Origin of the sequence: Sphingobacterium sp. NGMCC 1.201703, from assembly GCF_047784615.1 — a bacterium.
GTDB lineage: Bacteria > Bacteroidota > Bacteroidia > Sphingobacteriales > Sphingobacteriaceae > Sphingobacterium.
The window spans coordinates 1-23,434 of the sequence record NZ_JBLOHD010000008.1; the positions used below are offsets into that span (position 1 = coordinate 1).

The 23,434-nt window shown below is 39.9% G+C and carries 17 protein-coding genes and 5 tRNA genes; 2 read left to right on the forward strand and 20 right to left on the reverse strand.

All coding sequences use genetic code 11. The features are described from left to right. Nucleotides 1–437: 437 nt before the first annotated feature. The 16 genes from rpoC to ACK8HY_RS17340 all read right to left on the reverse strand — a co-directional run bounded on the left by rpoC (nucleotide 438) and on the right by ACK8HY_RS17340 (nucleotide 15,145). Nucleotides 438–4,715 carry a DNA-directed RNA polymerase subunit beta' gene (gene rpoC / locus ACK8HY_RS17265; protein WP_077437769.1) on the reverse strand — a complete coding sequence of 1,426 codons (4,278 nt, stop codon included), beginning with the start codon at nucleotides 4,713–4,715 and terminating at the stop codon, nucleotides 438–440. A gap of 71 nt (nucleotides 4,716–4,786) precedes the next feature. Further along, nucleotides 4,787–8,596, reverse strand: coding sequence for a DNA-directed RNA polymerase subunit beta (gene rpoB / locus ACK8HY_RS17270; RefSeq protein ID WP_046672286.1), 3,810 nt, complete (start codon nucleotides 8,594–8,596; stop codon nucleotides 4,787–4,789). 168 nt (nucleotides 8,597–8,764) lie between these two features. Continuing rightward, complete coding sequence (gene rplL, locus ACK8HY_RS17275; RefSeq protein ID WP_002992785.1) at nucleotides 8,765–9,142, reverse strand: 50S ribosomal protein L7/L12; 378 nt, start codon at nucleotides 9,140–9,142, stop codon at nucleotides 8,765–8,767. 79 nt (nucleotides 9,143–9,221) lie between these two features. After that, nucleotides 9,222–9,740 (reverse strand): 50S ribosomal protein L10, encoded by a 519-nt coding sequence (gene rplJ, locus ACK8HY_RS17280; RefSeq protein WP_077437770.1) that lies wholly within the window; start codon nucleotides 9,738–9,740, stop codon nucleotides 9,222–9,224. Between the two features lie 2 nt (nucleotides 9,741–9,742). Further along, a complete protein-coding gene (gene rplA, locus ACK8HY_RS17285) occupies nucleotides 9,743–10,441 on the reverse strand; it encodes a 50S ribosomal protein L1 (protein ID WP_046672240.1) in 699 nt (232 codons plus the stop codon). 22 nt (nucleotides 10,442–10,463) lie between these two features. Then, on the reverse strand, nucleotides 10,464–10,907 hold the full coding sequence (rplK, locus tag ACK8HY_RS17290) for a 50S ribosomal protein L11 (RefSeq protein WP_028072660.1): 444 nt from the start codon (nucleotides 10,905–10,907) through the stop codon (nucleotides 10,464–10,466). Between the two features lie 350 nt (nucleotides 10,908–11,257). Then, nucleotides 11,258–11,629, reverse strand: coding sequence for a S41 family peptidase (locus ACK8HY_RS17295; protein ID WP_416134446.1), 372 nt, complete (start codon nucleotides 11,627–11,629; stop codon nucleotides 11,258–11,260). Further along, on the reverse strand, nucleotides 11,569–12,336 hold the full coding sequence (locus tag ACK8HY_RS17300) for a hypothetical protein (RefSeq protein WP_416134321.1): 768 nt from the start codon (nucleotides 12,334–12,336) through the stop codon (nucleotides 11,569–11,571). The genes ACK8HY_RS17295 and ACK8HY_RS17300 overlap by 61 nt, the downstream gene beginning before the upstream one ends. Nucleotides 12,337–12,407: 71 nt before the next feature. Next, entirely contained in the window at nucleotides 12,408–12,953 is a 546-nt protein-coding gene (gene nusG / locus ACK8HY_RS17305; protein WP_077437773.1) for a transcription termination/antitermination protein NusG, read from the reverse strand. A gap of 19 nt (nucleotides 12,954–12,972) precedes the next feature. Then, on the reverse strand, nucleotides 12,973–13,167 hold the full coding sequence (gene secE, locus ACK8HY_RS17310) for a preprotein translocase subunit SecE (RefSeq protein ID WP_028072657.1): 195 nt from the start codon (nucleotides 13,165–13,167) through the stop codon (nucleotides 12,973–12,975). A 23-nt stretch (nucleotides 13,168–13,190) separates the two neighbouring features. Then, nucleotides 13,191–13,261 (reverse strand) — tRNA-Trp (locus ACK8HY_RS17315). A 160-nt stretch (nucleotides 13,262–13,421) separates the two neighbouring features. Next, complete coding sequence (gene tuf, locus ACK8HY_RS17320) at nucleotides 13,422–14,606, reverse strand: elongation factor Tu (protein ID WP_077437774.1); 1,185 nt, start codon at nucleotides 14,604–14,606, stop codon at nucleotides 13,422–13,424. Between the two features lie 71 nt (nucleotides 14,607–14,677). Continuing rightward, nucleotides 14,678–14,749, reverse strand: a tRNA-Thr gene (locus ACK8HY_RS17325). Between the two features lie 95 nt (nucleotides 14,750–14,844). Continuing rightward, nucleotides 14,845–14,917, reverse strand: a tRNA-Gly gene (locus tag ACK8HY_RS17330). A gap of 48 nt (nucleotides 14,918–14,965) precedes the next feature. Then, nucleotides 14,966–15,046 (reverse strand) — tRNA-Tyr (locus tag ACK8HY_RS17335). A 26-nt stretch (nucleotides 15,047–15,072) separates the two neighbouring features. Then, a tRNA-Thr gene (locus ACK8HY_RS17340) sits at nucleotides 15,073–15,145 on the reverse strand. A 327-nt stretch (nucleotides 15,146–15,472) separates the two neighbouring features. Between ACK8HY_RS17340 and ACK8HY_RS17345 the strand changes: the two genes are divergently transcribed. After that, complete coding sequence (locus tag ACK8HY_RS17345) at nucleotides 15,473–16,636, forward strand: polymerase (RefSeq protein ID WP_416134322.1); 1,164 nt, start codon at nucleotides 15,473–15,475, stop codon at nucleotides 16,634–16,636. A gap of 286 nt (nucleotides 16,637–16,922) precedes the next feature. Here the strand turns inward: ACK8HY_RS17345 and ACK8HY_RS17350 are convergent, their stop codons facing one another. The 4 genes from ACK8HY_RS17350 to ACK8HY_RS17365 form a co-directional block, all read right to left on the reverse strand. Beyond that, nucleotides 16,923–17,450: a hypothetical protein gene (locus tag ACK8HY_RS17350; RefSeq protein WP_416134323.1), complete on the reverse strand. Its 528-nt coding sequence runs from the start codon at nucleotides 17,448–17,450 to the stop codon at nucleotides 16,923–16,925. Between the two features lie 266 nt (nucleotides 17,451–17,716). Next, a complete protein-coding gene (locus ACK8HY_RS17355) occupies nucleotides 17,717–19,036 on the reverse strand; it encodes a sensor histidine kinase (protein ID WP_416134324.1) in 1,320 nt (439 codons plus the stop codon). A gap of 3 nt (nucleotides 19,037–19,039) precedes the next feature. Continuing rightward, on the reverse strand, nucleotides 19,040–20,401 hold the full coding sequence (locus ACK8HY_RS17360; RefSeq protein ID WP_416134325.1) for a sigma-54-dependent transcriptional regulator: 1,362 nt from the start codon (nucleotides 20,399–20,401) through the stop codon (nucleotides 19,040–19,042). Nucleotides 20,402–20,432: 31 nt separating this feature from the next. Continuing rightward, the gene (locus tag ACK8HY_RS17365; protein ID WP_139351203.1) at nucleotides 20,433–21,812 is read right to left on the reverse strand and encodes a TolC family protein; all 1,380 of its coding nucleotides are present in this window, start codon (nucleotides 21,810–21,812) and stop codon (nucleotides 20,433–20,435) included. Nucleotides 21,813–22,136: 324 nt separating this feature from the next. Between ACK8HY_RS17365 and ACK8HY_RS17370 the strand changes: the two genes are divergently transcribed. Then, entirely contained in the window at nucleotides 22,137–23,390 is a 1,254-nt protein-coding gene (locus tag ACK8HY_RS17370) for an efflux RND transporter periplasmic adaptor subunit (RefSeq protein WP_343563688.1), read from the forward strand. Nucleotides 23,391–23,434: the final 44 nt, after the last annotated feature.

Sequence of the window (23,434 nt, forward strand, 5' to 3'; positions counted from 1 at the left end):
GAACGGGATTTTAAATCCTGCCAGGCTCTCTTAAACCTTTCTTTTTTCATGGCTGCCTGCTCTCGCGGCAACCGTCCCTCCCTTGCGGAGTGGTGCAAAGATAGGGAGTTTTTATAATCACTTCCAAGACTTTTGTTTATTATTTTTTAATAAAAAAGTTAACTTACTGTAACATTGAAAGATTCATTTGAAAAATAGTATTCCATGGGCAATCCAACAGGTCAAATTAACAAACTGGCACATCCATTAACAGGCAAAATCTGTAAGTAAAATGGACAAGAAAACATCAATTGTCATTTTCCTTTTGTGGAGAAGCAAAATATGCTCATATAGAGTAAATCCACTCGTCTTGAAGAATATAGATCAATGAGTTTCCATGAAGCAAAAAAGGCCCAAGCATACACTTGGACCTTTTTTATATAATAATCGAGTAACGATTAATCTTCTTCTTTCGAAGCCAACAATTGATCGTACTCCTCGCGAGAGCCCACGATTAAATTGCTGTATTGACGGATACCTGTACCTGAAGGGATCAAGTGACCAACGATTACGTTTTCTTTCAAACCTAATAAGTTATCACGTTTACCTGCGATAGCAGCCTCGTTCAACACTTTTGTAGTCTCTTGGAAAGAGGCTGCAGAGATGAACGATTTGGTACCTAATGATGCTCTAGTGATACCTTGCAACAATGGACTTGAAGTCGCTGGAATTGCTTCACGTACTTCTACAAGTTTTAAGTCACGACGTTTCAAGCTTGAGTTTTCCTCTCTCAACTTACGTAAAGAAACAATCTGTCCTGGACGTAAGTTATTCGAGTCTCCTGCATCAACAACCACTTTTTTGTCAAACAAGGAATCATTCTCTTCCATGAAATCCCATTTGTTAACTGCTTCTTTTTCTAAGAAACGAGTATCTCCTGGATCTTCGATGTTAACTTTTTGCATCATTTGGTGAACGATCGTCTCAAAGTGTTTATCGTTGATCTTCACACCTTGCAAACGGTATACCTCTTGGATACCATTCACAATGTAATGTTGCACAGCTGATGGACCTTTGATCGACAAGATATCCGCAGGAGAAATCGAACCATCTGATAATGGCATACCAGCTTTCACGAAGTCATTATCCTGAACAAGGATATGTTTAGAAAGAGGTACCAAGTATTTCTTGATTTGACCATCACGAGACTCGATAGACATCTCACGGTTACCACGTTTCACACCACCTAATGTTACCACACCGTCGATTTCTGTTACAACAGCAGGGTTAGAAGGGTTACGTGCTTCGAACAACTCGGTTACACGTGGAAGACCACCCGTAATATCTCGTGTTTTACCAGTAGAACGAGGAATCTTAACTAAGATACCACCTTCTTTAACAGTCACACCGTTAGCAACAGCAACGTGGGCACCTACTGGAATATTGTATGTACGAATAACCTCTCCTGATTTATCAAGAATCTTGATGGATGGGTTTTTCGTTTTATCACGTGTTTCAATAATTACCTTCTCTTTGTGACCAGTTTGCTCATCTGATTCCTCACGGAAGGTAACACCTTCGATGATCGCATCAAACTCAACTTTACCAGCAAATTCAGAGATAATTACTGCGTTATATGGATCCCACTCTACCAATTTATCACCTTTAGCTACTGTACCGCCATCCTCAACGAACAACTGCGAACCATAAGGGATATTTTGTTGGAATACAATCTTATTGTGTGCATCAATGATCTTAACCTCACCAGAACGTCCTAAGACAACCTGATGTGTACCATTGTCATTTGTTTGCGAAACAGTACGTACGTTTTCAAATTCGATTTTACCATCGTATTTAGAAATGATGCTTGAGTCAGCAGCAATATTCGATGCCGTACCACCCACGTGGAACGTACGAAGTGTCAACTGTGTACCTGGCTCACCGATTGACTGAGCGGCAATAACACCGACAGCTTCACCTAACTGAACACGTTTACCTGACGCCAAGTTACGTCCGTAACAACATGCACAAACACCACGCTTCGACTCACAAGTCAATACCGTGCGAATCTCAATACCTTCGATACCCGCTTTCTCAATAGTTTCAGCGATTTCCTCTGTAATATCTTCGTTTGCAGAAACGATCAACTCCTCTGTTTCCGGATGGAATACATCATGTAAAGGCGTACGACCCAAAATCCGATCGAACAATGGTTCAACAACATCATCATTATCTTTCAATGCTGTCGTATAAATACCACGTAAACCACCACAATCTTGTTCCACGACGATCATGTCTTGTGCTACATCATGTAAACGACGAGTCAAGTAACCCGCATCGGCCGTTTTCAATGCCGTATCGGCAAGACCTTTACGCGCACCGTGGGTAGAGATAAAGTATTCCAATACGGACAAACCTTCTTTAAAGTTTGATAAGATTGGGTTTTCGATAATCTCACCACCAGAAGTACCGGATTTCTGAGGTTTCGCCATCAAACCACGCATACCACATAACTGACGGATCTGCTCTTTCGAACCACGGGCTCCAGAATCCAACATCATGTAAACTGAGTTGAAACCTTGGTTATCATTCGAAAGAATATCCATAACGTGTGCCGTCAATCTGTTGTTGATACGTGTCCAGATATCGATGATTTGGTTGTAACGTTCGTTGTTTGTAATGAAACCCATGTTATAGTTATTCATTACTTCTTCAACCTCGTTAGTTGCTTGTTGAATCAATTCAGCTTTCGCAGCAGGAATGTTCAAATCTTCCAAGTTGAAAGAAAGACCACCTTTGAAGGCTGTTTGATATCCCAATTCTTTCATATCGTCCAAGAATTGCGCAGCACGAGCCATACCCGTTGTCTTCACAATCTCGCCAATGATATTACGTAAAGATTTTTTGGTAAGCAGTTCGTTTACGAAACCCATTTCATCTGGAACAACTTGGTTGAAGATCACGCGACCTACAGTTGTTTCTAACAAGGTATCAACGATACTACCATCTTTTTGTCTAACTTTTGTTTTTACTTTAATCCAAGCGTGAAGGTCAATTTGCTTCTCATTTAAAGCAATGATAACCTCTTCGGCCGAATAGAAAGTCATATCTTGACCTCTTACGATATGATCGCCAGCAGTTCTACGGCCTTTAGTAATATAGTAAAGACCCAATACCATGTCTTGAGATGGTACTGTAATTGGGGAACCATTCGCAGGGTTTAAGATATTGTGGGCTGCCAACATCAAGATTTGGGCTTCCAAAACTGCGGCATTACCTAAAGGTAAGTGAACCGCCATTTGGTCACCGTCAAAATCGGCGTTGAACGCTGTACACACTAATGGGTGCAATTGGATCGCTTTTCCTTCCACCAATGTAGGTTGGAAAGCCTGAATACCCAAACGGTGAAGCGTAGGTGCACGGTTTAGCAATACAGGGTGACCTTTCAATACATTTTCGAGGATATCCCATACCACAGGATCTTTGCGATCAACGATTTTTTTAGCAGATTTTACTGTTTTTACAATACCACGCTCGATCATCTTACGGATGATAAACGGTTTGTAAAGTTCAGCAGCCATATCTTTAGGAAGACCACACTCGTGTAATTTCAAGTGAGGACCTACAACAATTACCGAACGGGCCGAATAATCCACACGCTTACCTAACAAGTTTTGACGGAAACGACCTTGTTTACCTTTCAAAATATCAGATAATGACTTCAATGCACGGTTACCTTCTGTCTTAACAGCATTCACTTTACGTGAATTGTCAAACAAAGAATCTACCGCTTCTTGAAGCATACGTTTTTCGTTACGTAAGATTACTTCAGGAGCTTTGATCTCGATCAAACGTTTTAAACGGTTGTTACGGATAATCACACGACGGTATAAGTCGTTCAAATCCGAAGTCGCAAAGCGACCACCATCCAAAGGCACTAAAGGACGTAATTCAGGCGGGATGATCGGAACGATTTTCACAATCATCCATTCTGGACGATTCTCGATATTTTCACGTGAGCTACGGAAAGCTTCAACCACATGAAGACGTTTTAACGCTTCATTTTTACGTTGCTGCGAAGTTTCATTAGCGGCCTGGTGACGTAAATCGTAAGACAATTGATCCAAATCAATACGTTTCAACAAGTCTTCCAAGGCCTCAGCACCCATCTTGGCAACGAATTTTTGAGGATCGTTATCGTCTAAATATTGATTTTCTTTTGGTAAGGTATCTAAAATATCTAAATATTCTTCTTCAGTCAAGAAGTCCATGAAGTTGATACCATCTTCTTCCTTAATACCAGCTTGGATAACCACATAACGTTCGTAGTAAATGATCATATCCAATTTCTTGGTAGGAAGTCCCAATAAATAACCAATTTTATTAGGAAGAGAACGGAAGTACCAGATGTGTGCAACAGGAACAACCAAATTGATATGTCCCATACGCTCACGACGTACTTTTTTCTCAGTTACTTCAACACCACAACGGTCACATACGATACCTTTATAACGGATACGTTTGTATTTACCACAGTGACATTCGTAGTCCTTTACAGGACCAAAAATACGCTCACAGAATAAACCGTCACGTTCTGGTTTGTAGGTACGATAGTTAATCGTTTCTGGTTTTGTAACTTCACCACTTGAGCGTTCCAAAATAGTTTCTGGAGAAGCCAAGCTGATCGTAATCGAAGTGAAGTTGCTTTTAATTTTATTATCTTTTTTGTAAGACATACTTATTCAAAAGTTAAAGCTTTATAAAGAAGCCTTGAAGGACTGAGCCCTTCAAAGCCCTATTTGCTTAATTAATCCAATGTGATATCTAGACCCAATCCACGTAACTCGTGTACCAATACGTTAAACGATTCTGGTACCGATGGTGTCGGAAGATTGTTACCTTTTACGATTGCCTCGTAAGTTTTGGCACGACCAACCACGTCATCCGATTTCACCGTTAAGATCTCTTGAAGGATGTTAGATGCACCGAATGCCTCCAATGCCCAAACCTCCATCTCACCGAAACGCTGACCACCGAATTGCGCTTTACCACCCAGAGGTTGTTGTGTGATCAATGAGTACGGACCGATTGAACGTGCGTGCATTTTATCATCAACCATGTGACCTAATTTCAACATGTAGATGACACCCACTGTCGTTGGTTGATCAAAACGGTCTCCCGTCAATCCATTGTACAAATATGTACGTCCAGATTTTGGTAAACCGGCCTTAGCAACCCAATCTTGTACCTGATCCATTTCAGCACCGTCAAAGATCGGTGTAGCAAACTTAACACCTAATTTTTGACCAGCCCAACCCAATACAGTTTCGTAGATCTGACCCAAGTTCATCCGTGAAGGTACCCCTAGTGGGTTCAACACGATATCAACTGGTGTACCGTCTTCTAAGAATGGCATATCCTCATCACGTACAATACGTGCAACGATACCTTTGTTACCGTGACGACCAGCCATTTTGTCCCCTACTTTCAACTTACGTTTCTTAGCAACGTAAACTTTAGCCATCTGCACAATTCCTGATGGAAGTTCATCACCGACAGATACTGCGAATTTATCACGTTTGAACGAACCTAACTCTTCATTAATTTTGATATTGTAATTATGAAGAGCCATTTTGATCAACTCGTTTTTATCTTCGTCAGTTGTCCATCCCATTGGGTTGATGTTGTTATAATCTAATTCAGCTAGGATTTTTTGCGTAAACTTAGCTCCCTTAGCAACCAACAACTCTTTATAGACATTGTATACCCCTTGGCTTGTTTTACCATTCACTACAGTGAATAATTTTTCAACCAAACGATCTTTCAATGATTTAACAGCTCTATCATGAGCAACCTCTAATTTCTCTAAAGTTTTACGTTCAACCTCTTTAGACATTTTCTTCGCACGCGAGAATAACTTCGTATCGATAACAACACCTTTCAATGAAGGTGGAGTTTTCAATGAAGCATCTTTCACGTCACCAGCTTTGTCTCCAAAGATTGCACGTAACAATTTCTCTTCTGGAGAAGGATCAGACTCGCCTTTAGGCGTGATTTTACCGATAAGGATATCACCACCACCAACTTCAGCACCGATACGGATAATACCGTTTTCGTCCAAGTCTTTTGTCGCTTCTTCAGATACGTTAGGAATATCAGCTGTTAACTCTTCTTCACCACGTTTTGTGTCACGAACTTCAAGTTCGAATTCTTCGATGTGAAGAGAAGTAAACCAGTCTTCTTTCGCTACACGCTCAGAAATTACGATCGCATCCTCAAAGTTATATCCTTGCCAAGGCATGAATGCAACTTTCAAGTTACGACCTAATGCCAATTCACCATTTTCAGTCGCATAACCTTCACATAATACCTGTCCTGGTTCAACTCGTTGACCTTTCTTAACGATAGGCTTCAAGTTCATACATGTATTTTGGTTGGTTTTCTTGAATTTGATCAATTTATACGTTTTGACATCATCATCGAATGATACAAGACGATCATCGTCGTTTCTGTCGTAACGGATCTTGATTTCATCAGCATCTACATATTCTACTACGCCATGACCTTCGGCATTGATCAAGGTACGTGAATCTTTTGCAACACGACCTTCAAGACCAGTACCTACGATAGGAGCTTGTGGACGCAATACAGGCACAGCCTGACGTTGCATGTTCGATCCCATCAATGCACGGTTGGCATCATCATGTTCCAAGAAAGGAATCAACGAAGCCGCAATAGAGGTAATTTGGTTTGGAGCAACGTCCATATAATCAAGCATATTAGGCTCGATAATTGGGAAGTCACCCTCATATCTGGCTTTCACTTTCGCATCTTCGAAATTACCTTTGTCATCATACAAAGCATTCGCTTGTGCAATTGTTTTACCATCTTCATCCTCAGCAGATAAGTATACTACAGGTTCATCGACCACAACAACCCCATCTTTAACCTTACGGTAAGGAGTTTCGATAAATCCTAAGTGGTTGATTTTCGCATGTACAGCCAATGAGGAGATCAAACCGATATTTGGTCCCTCTGGTGTTTCGATTGTACAAAGACGACCATAGTGTGTATAGTGAACGTCACGAACCTCGAAACCTGCGCGCTCACGGGAAAGACCACCTGGACCTAAAGCTGACAAACGACGCTTATGCGTGATCTCAGCAAGAGGGTTAGTTTGGTCCATGAACTGAGACAACTGGTTTGTACCAAAGAAAGAATTGATTACAGACGAAAGAGTACGTGCATTAATCAAATCGGTCGGCGTAAACACCTCATTATCACGAATGTTCATACGCTCACGGATTGTACGCGCCATACGAGATAGACCTACACCAAATTGAGCATATAATTGTTCACCTACAGTACGTACACGACGGTTTGATAAGTGGTCAATATCATCCACCTCGGCTTTGGAGTTGATCAAGTTGATCAAGTACTTCACGATTGCGATAATATCTTCACGTGTCAGGACTTTCGTATCATCAGGAGTACCCAATTTCAACTTACGGTTGATACGGTAACGACCTACATCACCCAAATCATAACGTTTATCAGAAAAGAATAAACGGTCAATGATACCACGAGCAGTTTCCTCATCTGGTGGTTCAGCGTTACGCAATTGACGATAGATATGCTCTACCGCTTCTTTTTCTGAATTGGAGGTATCTTTTTGTAAAGTATTATATATAATAGAATAATCGGCATTATTTGACTCATCGTCTTTGGCTAAGATAATAGACTTAACACCAGCTTCGATGATCAGATCAATGTGATCTTCTTCTAGAACAGTTTCACGTTCAAGGATAATTTCATTACGGTCGATAGATACCACTTCACCAGTATCCTCATCTACGAAATCTTCTACCCATTTTTTTAATACCCTAGCCGCTAGACGACGGCCAACATATTTTTTAAGACCAGATTTACTAACTTTTACTTCATCAGCTAGGTCAAACAATTCTAAGATATCTTTATCCGAATCGTAACCGATAGCACGCAATAAGGTAGTTACTGGGAATTTCTTTTTACGGTCGATATAAGCATACATAACGTTGTTTACGTCTGTCGCGAATTCGATCCAAGATCCTTTGAAAGGAATTACCCTTGCAGAATAAAGTTTAGTACCATTTGTGTGTCTACTTTGACCAAAGAAAACGCCCGGTGAACGGTGTAATTGCGATACGATGACACGCTCTGCACCATTTACCACGAAAGTACCTTTAGGAGTCATATAAGGGATAGTCCCTAAATATACATCCTGAACAATAGTTTCGAAATCTTCGTGTTCTTCATCATTACAAGATAACTTTAACTTAGCCTTTAAAGGAACGCTATAAGTCAAGCCGCGTTCGATACACTCTTGGATATCGTAACGTGGTGGATCAATGAAATAATCCAAAAACTCTAGCACAAAAATGTTTCTTGAATCAGAAATAGGGAAGTTTTCCGAGAATACCTTGAACAGCCCTTCCTGATGGCGGTTGTCAGAAGTAGTTTCTAATTGAAAAAACTCCTTGAAAGATTCCAATTGCACATCTAAGAAATCTGGATATTCCAATACTTTCTTACTTGTCGCAAAGTTTATTCTTTCTTGTTGAATATTATTGTTTGCCAAGGGAATATGAATTTTAGTTTTAAAAAAACTGCGCTTACATGCATGCTGTAAACCACATGTCCACTGTGCCCAGCATATACACAGCATAGTGGCGTATTGATATAAATAGGAATAGACTCTGACGAAAAATCGTCAGAGTCTAAACCTTTTCGGGCTAATTAGTTGAGATTATTTAATCTCAACAACAGCACCAGCTTCTTCTAATTGTTTTTTCAAAGCTTCTGCTTCGTCTTTAGATACACCAGCTTTTAATTCTTTAGGTGCTCCGTCAACTAAATCTTTAGCTTCTTTCAAGCCTAATCCAGCTAAATCTTTAACCAATTTAACTACAGCTAATTTTTGACCACCAGCTTCTTTCAAGATAACGTCAAATGAAGTTTTCTCTTCAGCAGCAGCAGCACCACCTTCAGCTGGAGCAGCAGCTACAGCAACAGCAGCAGCAGCAGGCTCGATGCCATACTCGTCTTTTAAGATATCAGCTAATTCTTTAACTTCTTTTACTGTTAAGTTAACTAACTGTTCAGCAAGTTGTTTTAAATCTGCCATTTTATTTTGAATTTTTGAATGTACTTTGTAAAAATTGTTAATTAAATTGTAACGAATAATTCTTGTTCTAGAGGATTCGTTAACCTCTTTCTTCTAAAGCTTTTACCAAACCTGCAACAGTATTTCCTCCTGATTGAAGAGCTGAAATAACATTTTTCGCAGGTGACTGCAATGCAGCGATAACATCAGCGATAAGTTCGTTTTTAGATTTAAGATTAACTAATGCAGTTAATTGATTATCTCCAACGAATGCAGTTTGCTCAATATAAGCAGCTTTCAATACTGGTTTGTCACCAGCTTTACGAAGCTCCTTGATCAATTTCGCAGGTGCGTTTGCAACTTCAGAAAATAACATTGTAGAAGCACCTTTAAGTGTTCCAAAAATATCTTCTTCGTCAACACCAGCTTCGATCAATGCTTTTTTGATCAACGTGTTTTTTACCGCTTTGATTTCGATACCTTGCTCGAAACATTTACGACGAATGTTATTCACTTTTTCAACTGACAACTCAGCAGTATCGGTAATATAGAAGTTACCGTAAGATTTAATCTGTTCGGCTAAAGCTTGAACAATTTCTTGTTTTTCTTCTTTTCTCATGATTAAATACCTGCTACTGATTTAGTCTCAATATGAATACCAGGACTCATAGTTGAGGAAATGTGAATACTTTTAAAGTAAGTTCCTTTAGCTGCAGACGGCTTCAAACGAGCTAGAGTTTGTAATACCTCTAATGCGTTATCATATATTTTATCTGCATCGAACGACGCTTTACCAATAGAAGTATGGATGATACCGGTTTTGTCAACTTTGAAATCGATCTTACCACCTTTTACATCTGTTACAGCTTTACCAACTTCTGTTGTAACTGTACCAGTTTTAGGGTTAGGCATCAAGTTTCTTGGACCTAAAATACGACCCAATTTACCAACTTTAGCCATAACACTAGGCATAGTAATAATGATATCAACGTCAGTCCAACCACCTTCAATTTTGCTGATGTAATCATCTAAACCTACGTAGTCTGCACCTGCCGCTTTAGCTTCTTCTTCCTTATCAGGAGTACATAAAACTAAAACACGAACAGTTTTACCAGTACCGTGAGGTAATGTTGCAATACCACGAACCATTTGATTTGCTTTACGAGGATCTACGCCCAAACGAACGTCGATATCCACAGAAGCATCAAATTTGGTCAATGAGATTTCTTTAACTAAAGCCGAAGCTTCTTTCAAAGAGTATGCTTTACCAGCTTCAATTTTGGATAGTGCCGCTTTTTGATTTTTTGTTAATCTAGCCACTTTTCTTAAATTGATTTCTTAATTAATTGTTCCAAGGAGCATTACCTGATACAGTAATACCCATACTACGTGCTGTACCAGCTACCATTCTCATAGCAGCCTCTACAGTAAATGCATTTAAATCAGGCATCTTATCTTTAGCGATTGTCTCAACTTGTTCCCAAGTGATAGCCGCAACCTTTTTACGGTTAGGCTCGCCAGATCCACTTTTTAATTTAGCAGCGTCTTTCAACTGAACTGCTACTGGTGGAGTCTTGATGATAAAATCGAACGATTTATCAGCGTAAACTGTAATGACAACAGGCAATACTTGACCTGGTTTGTCTTGCGTACGAGCGTTAAACTGCTTACAGAAATCCATAATATTCACACCTTTAGCACCTAATGCAGGTCCTACTGGAGGTGAAGGATTCGCAGCTCCGCCCTTAACTTGTAATTTTACTAACGCACTGACTTCTTTTGCCATTTTGTTTTGAATTTAATTTTGTTAAATGTCTGTTAGTAAGTTGGAAGCAAATAACGTAACATTCATCAGTCGGGACGTAACACCCCAACCGAGGTGCAAAGTTAATAAGAAGATTTTAATCCTGCAAGTATCTAACTTTTAATTTTTCAGGAATTTACACTTTTCCTGAAAAAGCCAGGGTCCATTCGTTTATTTTCCCGAAATGCCAACGATTCAACCAGCTAATTAAACATAGAAGGAATCAGAATTATTTTTCAAGGCAATAAAAAAAATAATATCCAATATAAATACAATTGGATTGATTTCAAAATACTCATGGCGTTGGTGTATTTGCGCTCTATATATCCAACTTAATTCCCTATAGACTTCAGCACTTTATCCATTACCGGATCTTTCCCCGTGATCACATCATCGATACTGCGCACGACAGGAACATCCGGCATTACACCCCTTCCCTCTTCGGCTACTTGAAAATAAGGTTTGATATTCATCAAACCAAAGCGCCAACGCAAATGGGAATTTGGAAGTTTAAGCACAGGAAGGTATCCCGCAACCGTACCTCCAGCAGCCCCTCCGGTTTCCTCACCCACAAAAATAGCTCGCTTCCCCGCTTTTAGATTTGTCGCAATCAAACTCGCTGCAGAAAAAGTCCCGCCATCGATCAGTACAAATAATCTACCTCGATATCGATGGGGTTTTGATTTTTCGATTTTACTTCCAATTTCCTCTTTTGTTCGGTCGCTTCAAACTTTCTTACAACAGTTCGCTGGTAAGTACTTTCGCCAAGAGAAAACAAGATATCAATGGAATCCCGGTATCCCAGTTCCAGTTGATAATACCGCGGCAACAAACGCTCAAAAGCCTGGTCTGTAAATGTTGTATTATAGCCATCCGAAGTAAACGTCGGACGATATTTCGTGTATAGATTTTGAGGCTGTATACCTTCTATAGCGAGTATTTTGGAACCCAGTACCAACGTGGAATCCATCGTTCCATTTTTTTTTAGATAAAGTGTATTTCCTTGCCAATGAAAGCCTAATTGCGAAAAAGGCCCCCTACTTTTTTGGTAACGAACTTTATCTTTACTTTGTGGATCGAATTTGGGAATAAGAGGGCTCAGGCTCATGTGTCCCTGCCGAACTTCTGACAATACAGACGCTAGTGCCAACTGAAACTGGTTGGGCAATAATGGCTGGCGGATCGCAAAACGAAGGCTGTCAAACTTAGCTTTTAACAGATCTTCTCGAACATACTGAAACAAATCCGGATGCATTTTCCACAAGTTGTGCTCAACATAGTTGATATCCTGCTGCATTGCCTCCACAACAAGGGGTGTCTCTATAAAACGATTGTACTTCTCAACATTTGCACAGCTCAGCAATGTGAAAGCATAGAACAATAAGATTAAATAACTCGCTGGCCTTTTCATTAGTAGTAATATACAAAAAAAAAGCCTTCCAATTTTCATGGAAAGCTTTTCTCTATCGTTAATTACTAATCTTACTCTTTTTCTACTTGCATGTAGTTCAATTCAAGAGGAGTCTTCCGTCCGAAGACTTTAACCATTACGATCAATTTCTTCTTATCTTCGTGAACCTCTTCAATTTCACCTGTAAAACCGTTAAAAGGACCATCATTTACTTTCACAGTTTCACCAACGTAATAAGGAACATTGATGGTTTCGCCTTGTTCTGCCATTTCATCAACCTTACCTAAGATACGGTTAACTTCCGCTTGGCGCAAAGGAACAGCATTTCCGGCTTTATCACCCAAGAAACCAATTACGCTATTGATATTCTTAATGATGTGCTCCAACTCCCCATCCAAGGCAGCCTCTAATAAAACGTAGCCTGGGTAGTAGTTACGTTCTTTAGCAACCTTTTTACCATCACGCATCAAGTAATATTTTTCCATTGGAATCAACACTTGAGGAACCAGGTGTTCAATACCTAAACGACTAACTTCGGCATCAATATATTGCTTTACTTTCTTCTCTTTCCCACTTACAGCACGAACTACGTACCATTTTAAACCTTGATCTGCCATAAATAAATACTATTGAAAATTAAGAAGCAATACCGTACAAGAACTCTAATCCTACACTCGAAGCCTTATCCATTACAAAGACCACCAATGCAATAAGAAGAGATGCAACAAGCACAATAACAGCTGAACTTTGCAACTGAGACCATGTAGGCCAAGTCACTTTCTCAGTGATCTCTACATAAGAGTCTTTAAAAAAATCAAGTACTTTTGCCATTTTAGTTTATCTGTTTTTATAAGCACGGGCACCAGGACTCGAACCCAGACCAAAGGTTTTGGAGACCTTCGTTCTACCTTTAAACTATGCCCGTGTATTTCTTATTTTGTGATGCAAATATAGTGTTTTAAACCACTTTCTGCAAATCTTTTTTTCTTTTTTTTTATTTTAATCCGATAAATCGCTTATCGAAAAAATAAGCTAATCAACCTCAGTCGATTAGCTTATTTTATATTTTTCTAGATCTTTAAAGACTAGATAATTTCAGTTACCTGACCAGCACCTACTGTACGACCACCCTCACGGATAGCGAAACGTAGACCTTTTTCCATAGCGATAGGAGAGATCAATTTAACAGAGATCGTAACGTTATCACCTGGCATAACCATTTCAGTACCTTCTGGTAAAGAGATTTCTCCAGTTACGTCAGTTGTACGGAAATAGAATTGAGGACGGTATTTGTTGAAGAATGGAGTGTGACGTCCACCTTCTGCTTTTGACAATACGTAAACCTCAGCTTTGAAATGATCGTGAGGAGTTACTGAACCTGGTTTACAGATAACCATACCACGTTTGATATCAGTTTTCTCAATACCACGTAACAATAAACCTACGTTATCACCAGCCTCACCGTAATCTAAGATTTTACGGAACATCTCAACACCTGTTACTGTAGATTTCAAGTTCTCAGCACCCATACCTAGGATCTCAACTGGATCACCAGAGTTGATTACACCTCTTTCGATACGACCTGTAGCAACTGTACCACGACCAGTGATTGAGAATACGTCCTCGATAGGCATCAAGAAAGGTAAGTCAGTCAAACGTGGAGGAATTGGAATGTAGTTATCTACAGCATCCATTAATTCCATGATTTTCTCAACCCACTCAGGCTCACCGTTCAATGCACCTAAAGCAGATCCTTTGATTACAGGGATATCATCACCTGGGAATTCGTAGAATGACAATAACTCACGAACTTCCATTTCTACTAAGTCTAACAACTCAGGGTCATCAACTAAGTCAGTTTTGTTCATGAATACTACTAACGCAGGAACACCTACCTGACGAGCCAACAAGATGTGCTCACGAGTTTGAGGCATAGGACCATCAGTCGCAGCAACTACGATGATAGCACCGTCCATTTGAGCAGCACCAGTTACCATGTTCTTAACGTAGTCAGCGTGACCTGGACAGTCAACGTGTGCATAGTGACGGTTAGCTGTAGAATATTCTACGTGTGCAGTATTGATTGTGATACCACGCTCTTTTTCTTCAGGAGCAGAGTCAATTGAATCAAATGAACGAGCTTCTGACAAACCTTTATCAGCCAATACTTTAGTGATAGCAGCTGTAGTTGTAGTTTTACCGTGGTCAACGTGACCGATAGTACCAATGTTTAAGTGTGGTTTACTACGGTCAAATTTCTCTTTTGCCATGTTTATGCGAATTAGTAATTATAAATTATTTCTATTTGTTATATACTCTTGCTTAACTTTACACAAGTACGAGCCAAAGATGGGATTTGAACCCACGACCTCTTCCTTACCAAGGAAGTGCTCTACCCCTGAGCTACTTCGGCTTACTAAAAAACCTTATTTACGTATTAATGCCCCCACCTTTAGATACATTATTATCAAAGAAGATAGAGACTAAATTTAATACTTGAAAAATTTGAGCGGAAGACGAGGTTCGAACTCGCGACCTATAGCTTGGAAGGCTATCGCTCTACCAACTGAGCTACTTCCGCTTAATAACTAGAAACTAGAGTAAATCTAAACTCCAATTAAAAAAAGTGTGGAGGGAGAAGGATTCGAACCTTCGAAGCCGAAGCAACGGATTTACAGTCCGTCCCATTTGACCGCTCTGGAACCCCTCCAGACCTGCAACCTACGTTGCATTTAGAGCCTCTTATCGGGATCGAACCAATGACCTACTGATTACAAGTCAGTTGCTCTACCAGCTGAGCTAAAGAGGCTTCTAATATTTTTAAAATAACTTACGTTCTATCAACGCCAATCCGATAATCTTATCTTTTCAGCGAGTGCAAATATCGAATTTACTTTTGATTTTTGCAAGTTTATTTTTTACTTTTTTTTTTCATTTAAAGAACTAAGCAAACTTCGTTGTTATGAACCGTTGTTCCCTTGTTTGCTGATGCAAAGATAGACACAAAAGTCACTTTACAAAAATATTTATCAAAAAAAAACAGTACTTTTTGTCAATTATACTGATATGCAGCACAATAATTTTTAATTGACTATTTGCCTATTTTGGTTATTTGCCTAATATACTATCTTTGGGCATGCAAATTTTACCCCAATCACTTTCAAAACTTACCCGCTATACAGCGTTACTTGCGCTGTTTATAGTTGGTAAAGGCGATTTGAAAGCTCAAAATATTATTCAAAAATTGAGTAAAAAATTTCTTTCGGCTGAGAAAGACTCTACCCGTTCAGGCAGTTTTATGGTTTTGCCTGCAGTTGGGTACGCACAGGAAACCGGAGTAGAATATGGTTTAGCCAGCTCATATAACTTTTACCTGGACAAATCGGATCCCCATATTCGCACCTCCACGATGACATTGATGGGAACCTTTACCTCTAAACATCAGTCAAACTTTAAATTTCAAACTGATCTTTGGACAAAAAATAACGATTATCATTTTGTCAGCGAAATTAGGTACCGCAACTGGCCATTTAATTATTATGGCATCGGTATGGATACCTGGAAAATAGACGAAGAGCGCATCGACCAAAAACTATTTCGCGTAAAACTGGAAGTAGAGAAAAAAGTCCATAACAATTTGTATTCGGGCGTTAATATACAGTACGATAATTTCACAATCCGCAGTGATAGCAACGACCATGTGTTTAATCGATCTGACCTTATCGGAAAAAAAGGGGGGCAGCAACTGCTCCTCGGTGTGTCACAGTTATTTGACAACCGCGACAACGTTTCTTATAGTACACGTGGTTATTATGCCAAATTTCGACTTGCCTACGCACCCAAATTATGGACCAGTGAAGATTTTAATGGCGCAAATCTGGACCTGGATCTCCGTGGTTTTATTCCTCTACATAAAAACGTCACACTGGCCCTCCAAGGTATCCTTCGTTCGACATTCGGAAAAACAATCCCTTTCTATAATTACCGTGAATTAGGCGGCGATATGATGATGCGCGGATATTACCTTGGACGTTATCGTGACAAAAATTACCTCGCTTCGCAAGCCGAATTACGTTATCGTTTTCACCCCCGTTTTGGTATCGTTGGTTTTTCTGGAATAGGGTCAACTTTTTCAAAAGAAAATAGCAGCAGGTATGTACCAAGTTATGGCGGCGGATTACGCTACTTTTTTAGTTTGGAACACAATAGCAGTATTCGATTTGACTATTCATATGGTGAACAACGGAACGGGGAGAAACGCCAATCAGGCTTTTACCTATCCCTAAGTGAAGCTTTTTAAATAAAGAAGGGGGCATAAAAATGGACTGCCCCCTTTTTTTATTTTATCCGGAACCTGCAACAATTTCTATCCAATTGTTGACGAGCCCCAGTTTATCTTTTTGAACAGCCTCCCCTTCATCAATTTCAATAAGGTACTGATTGATGCTATATTAGTTCTGTGCTCACAATAAGTCTACCTCAAGTCACCTTTGCGGGTAGATGCATACAATCTACTTCCACGTATACCGTAATACGTTGATGGCTTTCAATCCTAATCAAACATTGTAGAAAGAACAACGGAGAAACTAAAACCTGATTAGAAAATTTTCCTTACGTTGTCCAGCCCTAAAAAAGACCAAGCCAATTCGATACAAATCTATGGTGACAACTACGCGACTATCATCCTTGAGCCTCTTCCAATAGTCTTCACGCTCGACCGACAAATGGGGCTCGTTTACAATCAGCATATCGCGTTCGCCGACGATAGCCAGAAAATCCAGGTCTAGGTTTGTCTTATCGATATAATAGATCTTGCGAAAAGAATAACTTCCGGCTTGCTGTTTCAACAGCACCTCGTAACTTGGCAGTGACTTCTCTGCCAAAACCACAAACTGATCAAATGCAAAAGCCTTCAATAGGCGATCGATTAGCAGATATTTTTTTTCTTCTACCTTCCCCCTTACACTAATGTCCTGGGGCAAATTTAAACGCGTATCGGGATTATCTTTCTGATAAATGACCTCATCGACCAAATTATAAACAAACGGTGAATGTGTCCCATGTCGGCTATGGGAAATGAAATAATGGCGCCAATACTTCAGGTGGTAATTCATTTTGCTGCAAACATCGAAAAATTTGTCTTGATATACAATTAAATTCTCCTTTCTGTAAAGGCATATTTAACCACCTACAGCTCGATAAACAGCAATTTGTTGTATACCCAAAGAATAGATGACATTCGTTTTGCATGAAAAATACTGATTTTACACTTTATTTCACATGGAACATCAAAACACAAGACATGAACAAGCCATTTGCACCATAGGCATAACAAGAACAAGATGATCGTTAAAAGCTAGGTTATAGTTGGAAAGAAGTGTTAAAACTGAAGTATAAAAGCACTACCTTCTCCCTCAACGCTATTGAGAAAGATCGTGCCTTTATGCAGCAACATAATCTGCTTACTCAGAGTCAACCCCACCCCTGTTCCAGTTTTTTTTGTTGTAAAAAAGGGTGTAAATATCTGTTCCTGGAGATCCGCAGGGATTCCCCGACCATTATCTTCGATGCGAATCTGCACTTTTCCATCGATTTCCATTGCAGATAAACTGATATAGGCCTCCGTTCGGGAATTCACTGCATCAATTGCATTTAGCATCAGATTGATAATAACCTGTTCGATCAAGTTGACATCAGCATACAGTATCAGCCGGGTGTTCTTTAAGATAATATCAACATCAATATTTTTTTGGATCAGCGTCGGCTCGAGCAACTGGTAAATATGTTCAAATAGTTGGGAAACCTGAATCGGCGCTACCTGTGGTTGATCCACCTTATTAATCATACGGTAGCTTTTTGCAAAATGCAGGAGTCCTTCGCTCCGCCTTTTGATGGTTGATATACCGGTTTTTAGATCATCAATATCCTCATGTCCTCTGAAATGGTCCAAACGCCCATTGAGTGTTTCGGCCAATGAACTGATTGGCGCAATAGAATTCATGATCTCGTGCGTAAGTACGCGCAATAACTTATGCCAGGCCTTGGTCTCAGTCTCATCAATAGCTTCGTTGATATTTTGATAAACGACAATGCGAAATATGGCATCTTGTGTTTCAAAACTAGAACTTTGAATCAGCAATTTTATTTTTCCTTTACTTGACTGGATAGACTCCATTTGTTGCTGACCATTATCCAGCAGCATAGTCTTTTCATAAAGGTCGGGATTTTTCTTTTTCAGTCCGGCAATATTCCCTAGATGTGGCAGATGAAAAAGTTGTTTAAAGGCATCGTTCACCCACATTACTTTTCCCGTATCCATCTCATAGAAGATAATAGCCGAGTTAAGCATATTAATAACACGATCGAGGTACTGATGTTGTATCTCCTGTTTAATACTGATTTCCTTATACGTTTCGTTAATCTGATTAAAAGCGCGAAAAAGCTGCCCTTCGACCGATTTCGGATTTTTCACCAAAAAACGTCGCGTAAAGTCGCGATATTTAACTGCCTCGGCAAATTCTACAAGCTGTCTTTCCAAAAAATTATATTGGGCATATAGATTAAAACCCAGATAGAGCATAATACAAAAGATCAAAGACGCTTGTACATACTCATGCTTCATCAAGAGGTAGGCAGCCACAACCGCAGCTACCAACAGCAAAACAATCTTAATTACATTTAAAATCTTTCCATGTCTCATAGGCTAGATATCGTATTTCTCCAAACGCCTATAGAGTGCCGCACGGGTCAGCCCCAGTTCCTTTGCGGCCTTACTGATATTCCCATTATAACGTTCGATGGCCGACTTAATGGCTTTCCGCTCCAGCTCTTCTAGATTTTGGCTGCTAGGCACAGATTCAACAGCCACCTGTTCTGCTTGCTGTTCAATCGGAGAGAAAAATAGATCATTTCCAGCAATACTTACCTGATCGGCCATGATTACAGCCCGTTCGATACTGTATTGCAACTCACGCACATTTCCGGGAAAGTGATAAGCAAAAAGCTTTTTTATCGCATCCGGTTCAAATCCTTCTATGCGTTTATTGTACTTCTTCGCATAGATATCCAGAAAATATGTTGCCAATAGCCCGATATCTTCTCCCCTATCCCGTAAAGGAGGAACTTGAATTTCCACGGTATTGATGCGATAAATCAGATCCTTCCGAAAACGGCTTTCATCGGCCAAGTGTTTAAGGGATACATTTGTTGCGGAAATTAGGCGTATATCCACAGGGATCGATTGGTAAGAACCCAGCGGTGTAACTTGACGATTTTGTAGTACAGTCAATAGTTTGGCCTGTTGCTGCAACGAGATATTACCGATCTCATCCAGAAACAAAGTCCCGCCATTTGCTGCTTCAAAACGTCCCTGACGGTCTTCCCGCGCATCTGTGAATGCCCCTTTTTTATAGCCGAAAAGCTCACTTTCAAACAAAGTCTCCGTCAATGCACCTACGTCAACTTTCACATAAACCTGATCCGAGCGCAACGAGCGCCGTTGAATCGCCTGTGCAATCAAATCCTTACCGGTGCCATTCTCCCCCAAGATCAAGATATTTGCGTCTGTTGGTGCTATCTTCTCAAGCTTATATTGCAGTTCGTCCATGACCACCGAATTACCGATCAGATCTGGGCTATTGCCGGAGCGTAACAGCGAACTCTTATTTTTCTTTTCTTTATTTTTTGATTCTGCAAGCGTGCTTTCAATGGTTGCCAGCAACTGCTCGTTTTCCCAGGGCTTGACCACAAAATCGGCGGCGCCCTGTTTTAGCGATTTTACAGCCAGATCTACCGCACCATAGGCAGTGATCATAATCACATGAACCTGCGGAAATTTTTCTTTGATCCGCGACAACCAATATAACCCTTCATTTCCGGTATTGATTGTACTTTTGAAATTCATATCCAGAAGCACAAGGTCATAAGGCATTCTCTCCAAATGCCCAATCAGGTTCTCTGGATTAGATTCGACATGAACATGGCTGACTTTAGGTTTTAGCAAGATTCTTGCTGCTGTAAGTAAATCTTGGTCATCGTCGACTACTAAAATAGATGCTTTTTTCATATTCCCTGGCTTCATTCAGACACTAAGATAACTATAAATTTAACGAGCCTGCGTAATAATCATTGATATATTTTTGTAGCAACCACTCATACTGCTTGACAACCAATTGGATCTGGCTATTATCATATTTTGTCTTTGCAGTTAAAAATATGACTGAATTACTGTTTCCCAATTCGAATACGACCTTGGCGATACGAAATGATTCCGCGTAATTTGTATTTTGCTCCTGCAATTGTGTAATTGTATTGCTGGCATTTTGCAGGTTAAAAACCGCATTTGCAGTCTCGGTCCTCAAATTATTCAGCGCAATCTCGCGTTGAAATTTGCTTGATTCCAAATCTAATTTAGCCAGTTTAACATCATTCCTAACCTTAAATCTGTTAAAAATGGGAATTGAAAGATCTAATGATACAGACTTTCCAAGATTATTCTTCATTTGATACCAATAACCGCCCGTTTTTACATTTTTGGAATAATTCGAACCTAATCCACCATTTAAGGACAAAGAAGGCCAATAGGAAGATTGCGCTATTTTAATATTTTTTTCGGCCGCTTTAATTTTCCAATCCAGCGCCGGAATATTCGGTAGATTCTCCGTTGCCAAGTTATAAAGTGTTGTAGCGTCCATTTTTTGTGCATCAGCTTTTAACTCCAATGCCTGCAAATCGCCCAATTGCGCCTCTTCTATATTTAATAAACTGGCTAACTTTACACGATTCGTATAAAGCCGCTGTTTATTGCTTTCGATCATATTGATATCATTAGCAAGCTGTCCTTTTAGATCAAAATAATCCCCCGGATTAATTGCACCCTCTTTTTGCATCGCTTCAGCACGACGTACCTGCTCACGTGTCACCTCTGTTTGCACCTCTGATTGCCTCAAAACATCCTGTGCTGTTAATACTTGGATATAAGCCGTAATAACATCCAGTTTCAATGCATTGACCTGCGAATCGAATTCAAGTTTTCCCGCTGCCTTCGCATCTGCGCGCATCCGAATATCATTCAATATACGAAATCCATTAAAAACAGGTACACTAGCATCCAACCCAAAATTTCCAGAAGAGTTATTACTAGTAATATATTGATTTGTCGCATTATCAACAGAACGTCCTGAGGTAAGGCTATGCCCCAAGCGTCCATTCAAATTAGGTAATCGATTCGATTTTGCCTGTGAAAGATTCACTTCAGCTCGTTTTACTGCTAATTCATTTTGCAATAAGGTAGGGTTGGCTTTTATAGCCAATTGGATACAGTCGGCCAAGCTACGTTTTGATTCCGACTCATTCCCCCTGATAGCTTCTACTTTTACAACATCCCGCTCCCCAATTCCTTGCTCAGTCTGTTGTGCCTCAAGTTTTATATAAGTCAACAAAAAACACAATGTACTATATATATAAATTCTCTTCATATCCACTTTTTGTTTTCCAAGCAGACCATCGCCATGCCAAACAATAAAAATTCTGATTATCAACAAGATGCACAAAACAACAAACGATCAATGTCCAAGTTCGTACAATCAACTGTCCGATATTGAACACCCGCGCAATCTTATTAAAATACAATAAAAATATACGGTAAAAATCATAGATAAGATCCGGGTTGTACGCCATCGTACATGAAGTGTCCGCTATCGAACACCGAACAGCAGCACAAACAAAATAAACAACTAAAAATCAATACGTTAAATTATTGGCACAGCTTTCATAGTTACATAGCAAATTGATATTAAATTATGGACAGACCTTTAGAAAAGAAGAAGTGGAATAGCAAACGCATCATGACCATTGTAGGGATTGCTGGCATCGTTGGATTAATCGGCGCTAGTTTTTACTTTACCTCGGGCAAAAGCAAGCTAAATGTAGAAGCGGACCGTATCTCTATTGTCGAAATAAAAAATGGTAACTTTCAGGAATTCATTCCAATCAATGGCACAGTGCTTCCAATCAGCAGCATCTATCTCGATGCTTCTGTAGGTGGTCGTGTGGAGGAAAAATTTGTTGAAGATGGTACTGTCTTAAAAAAGGGTGATCCGATTATGCGTCTATCCAATACCGATCAGGAGCTTACGTTGGTTCAACAGGAAACACAAGTACTGAACCTTTTGACACAGTCGCAGATCGCGCAGACCAATGCCCAACAAGCATCTATTAACAACCGTAACCAGATGGCAGATGTCGAACAGGCTTTTAGGGAAGCCGAGCGTATCTATAACTTAAACAGAAAATTACTCGCGGAAAAGGCTATTGGATCACAGGAATTTGAAAAATCAAAAAATGAATATAATTACCAAAAGGAACGCGTTAATCTAACGAAACAGATTCTAAAACAAGACGAAATATCCAACGCTCAAAAAACGAATCAGGACAGACAGACCTACCAACGTACACAAAGTGCGTTGGAATTAATGAAACGAAAAATTGGTGACCTCATCGTACGGGCACCTGTCGATGGTCAGTTAACTGCTTTTGATGCCGAAATTGGACAGAACAAAAATGCGGGCGAGCGACTCGGTCAGATTGACGTCCTGACTGGATTTAAAGTTCGTGCTGATATCGACGAGCATTATATCAACCGTATTTTCCCAGATCTTCAGGGCGAGTTTTCCATTGGAGACAAAACCTACAAGCTTCGTATTAAAAAGGTATACACGCAGGTAACCAATGGCCGGTTCCAGGTCGACATGGAATTTATCAATGAAGTCCCCAAAGGAATCCGTCGTGGACAGACGCTACAAATACGTCTCGCCTTAAGTGATGAAACGAAAGCATTATTATTAGCTAAAGGTGGTTTCTATCAACAGACCGGTGGCAACTGGATCTTCAAACTCGATAAAAATGGAAATACAGCTTACCGTGTCGACATCCAACTGGGCAGACAGAATCCAGAATATTATGAAGTGATCAAAGGATTACAACCCGGAGACAAGGTCGTCGTATCGAGTTACGAGACCTATGACAAAGTGCAGGAATTAAGTATTAAGCGATAAATTCGAAGTAAAAAATAAAGCCAGTGTTAATCCACTGGCTTATT

Bases quoted from the DNA above. Each gene is read 5' to 3' on its own strand.
- rpoC (WP_077437769.1), bottom strand. From the start codon at position 4,715: ATGTCTTACAAAAAAGATAATAAAATTAAAAGCAACTTCACTTCGATT.
- rplL (WP_002992785.1), bottom strand. From the start codon at position 9,142: ATGGCAGATTTAAAACAACTTGCTGAACAGTTAGTTAACTTAACAGTA.
- rplJ (WP_077437770.1), bottom strand. From the start codon at position 9,740: ATGAGAAAAGAAGAAAAACAAGAAATTGTTCAAGCTTTAGCCGAACAG.
- rplK (WP_028072660.1), bottom strand. From the start codon at position 10,907: ATGGCAAAAGAAGTCAGTGCGTTAGTAAAATTACAAGTTAAGGGCGGA.
- ACK8HY_RS17300 (WP_416134321.1), bottom strand. From the start codon at position 12,336: ATGAAAAGGCCAGCGAGTTATTTAATCTTATTGTTCTATGCTTTCACA.
- nusG (WP_077437773.1), bottom strand. From the start codon at position 12,953: ATGGCAGATCAAGGTTTAAAATGGTACGTAGTTCGTGCTGTAAGTGGG.
- secE (WP_028072657.1), bottom strand. From the start codon at position 13,167: ATGGCAAAAGTACTTGATTTTTTTAAAGACTCTTATGTAGAGATCACT.
- tuf (WP_077437774.1), bottom strand. From the start codon at position 14,606: ATGGCAAAAGAGAAATTTGACCGTAGTAAACCACACTTAAACATTGGT.
- ACK8HY_RS17345 (WP_416134322.1), top strand. From the start codon at position 15,473: ATGCAAATTTTACCCCAATCACTTTCAAAACTTACCCGCTATACAGCG.
- ACK8HY_RS17350 (WP_416134323.1), bottom strand. From the start codon at position 17,450: ATGAATTACCACCTGAAGTATTGGCGCCATTATTTCATTTCCCATAGC.
- ACK8HY_RS17355 (WP_416134324.1), bottom strand. From the start codon at position 19,036: ATGAGACATGGAAAGATTTTAAATGTAATTAAGATTGTTTTGCTGTTG.
- ACK8HY_RS17360 (WP_416134325.1), bottom strand. From the start codon at position 20,401: ATGAAAAAAGCATCTATTTTAGTAGTCGACGATGACCAAGATTTACTT.
- ACK8HY_RS17365 (WP_139351203.1), bottom strand. From the start codon at position 21,812: ATGAAGAGAATTTATATATATAGTACATTGTGTTTTTTGTTGACTTAT.
- ACK8HY_RS17370 (WP_343563688.1), top strand. From the start codon at position 22,137: ATGGACAGACCTTTAGAAAAGAAGAAGTGGAATAGCAAACGCATCATG.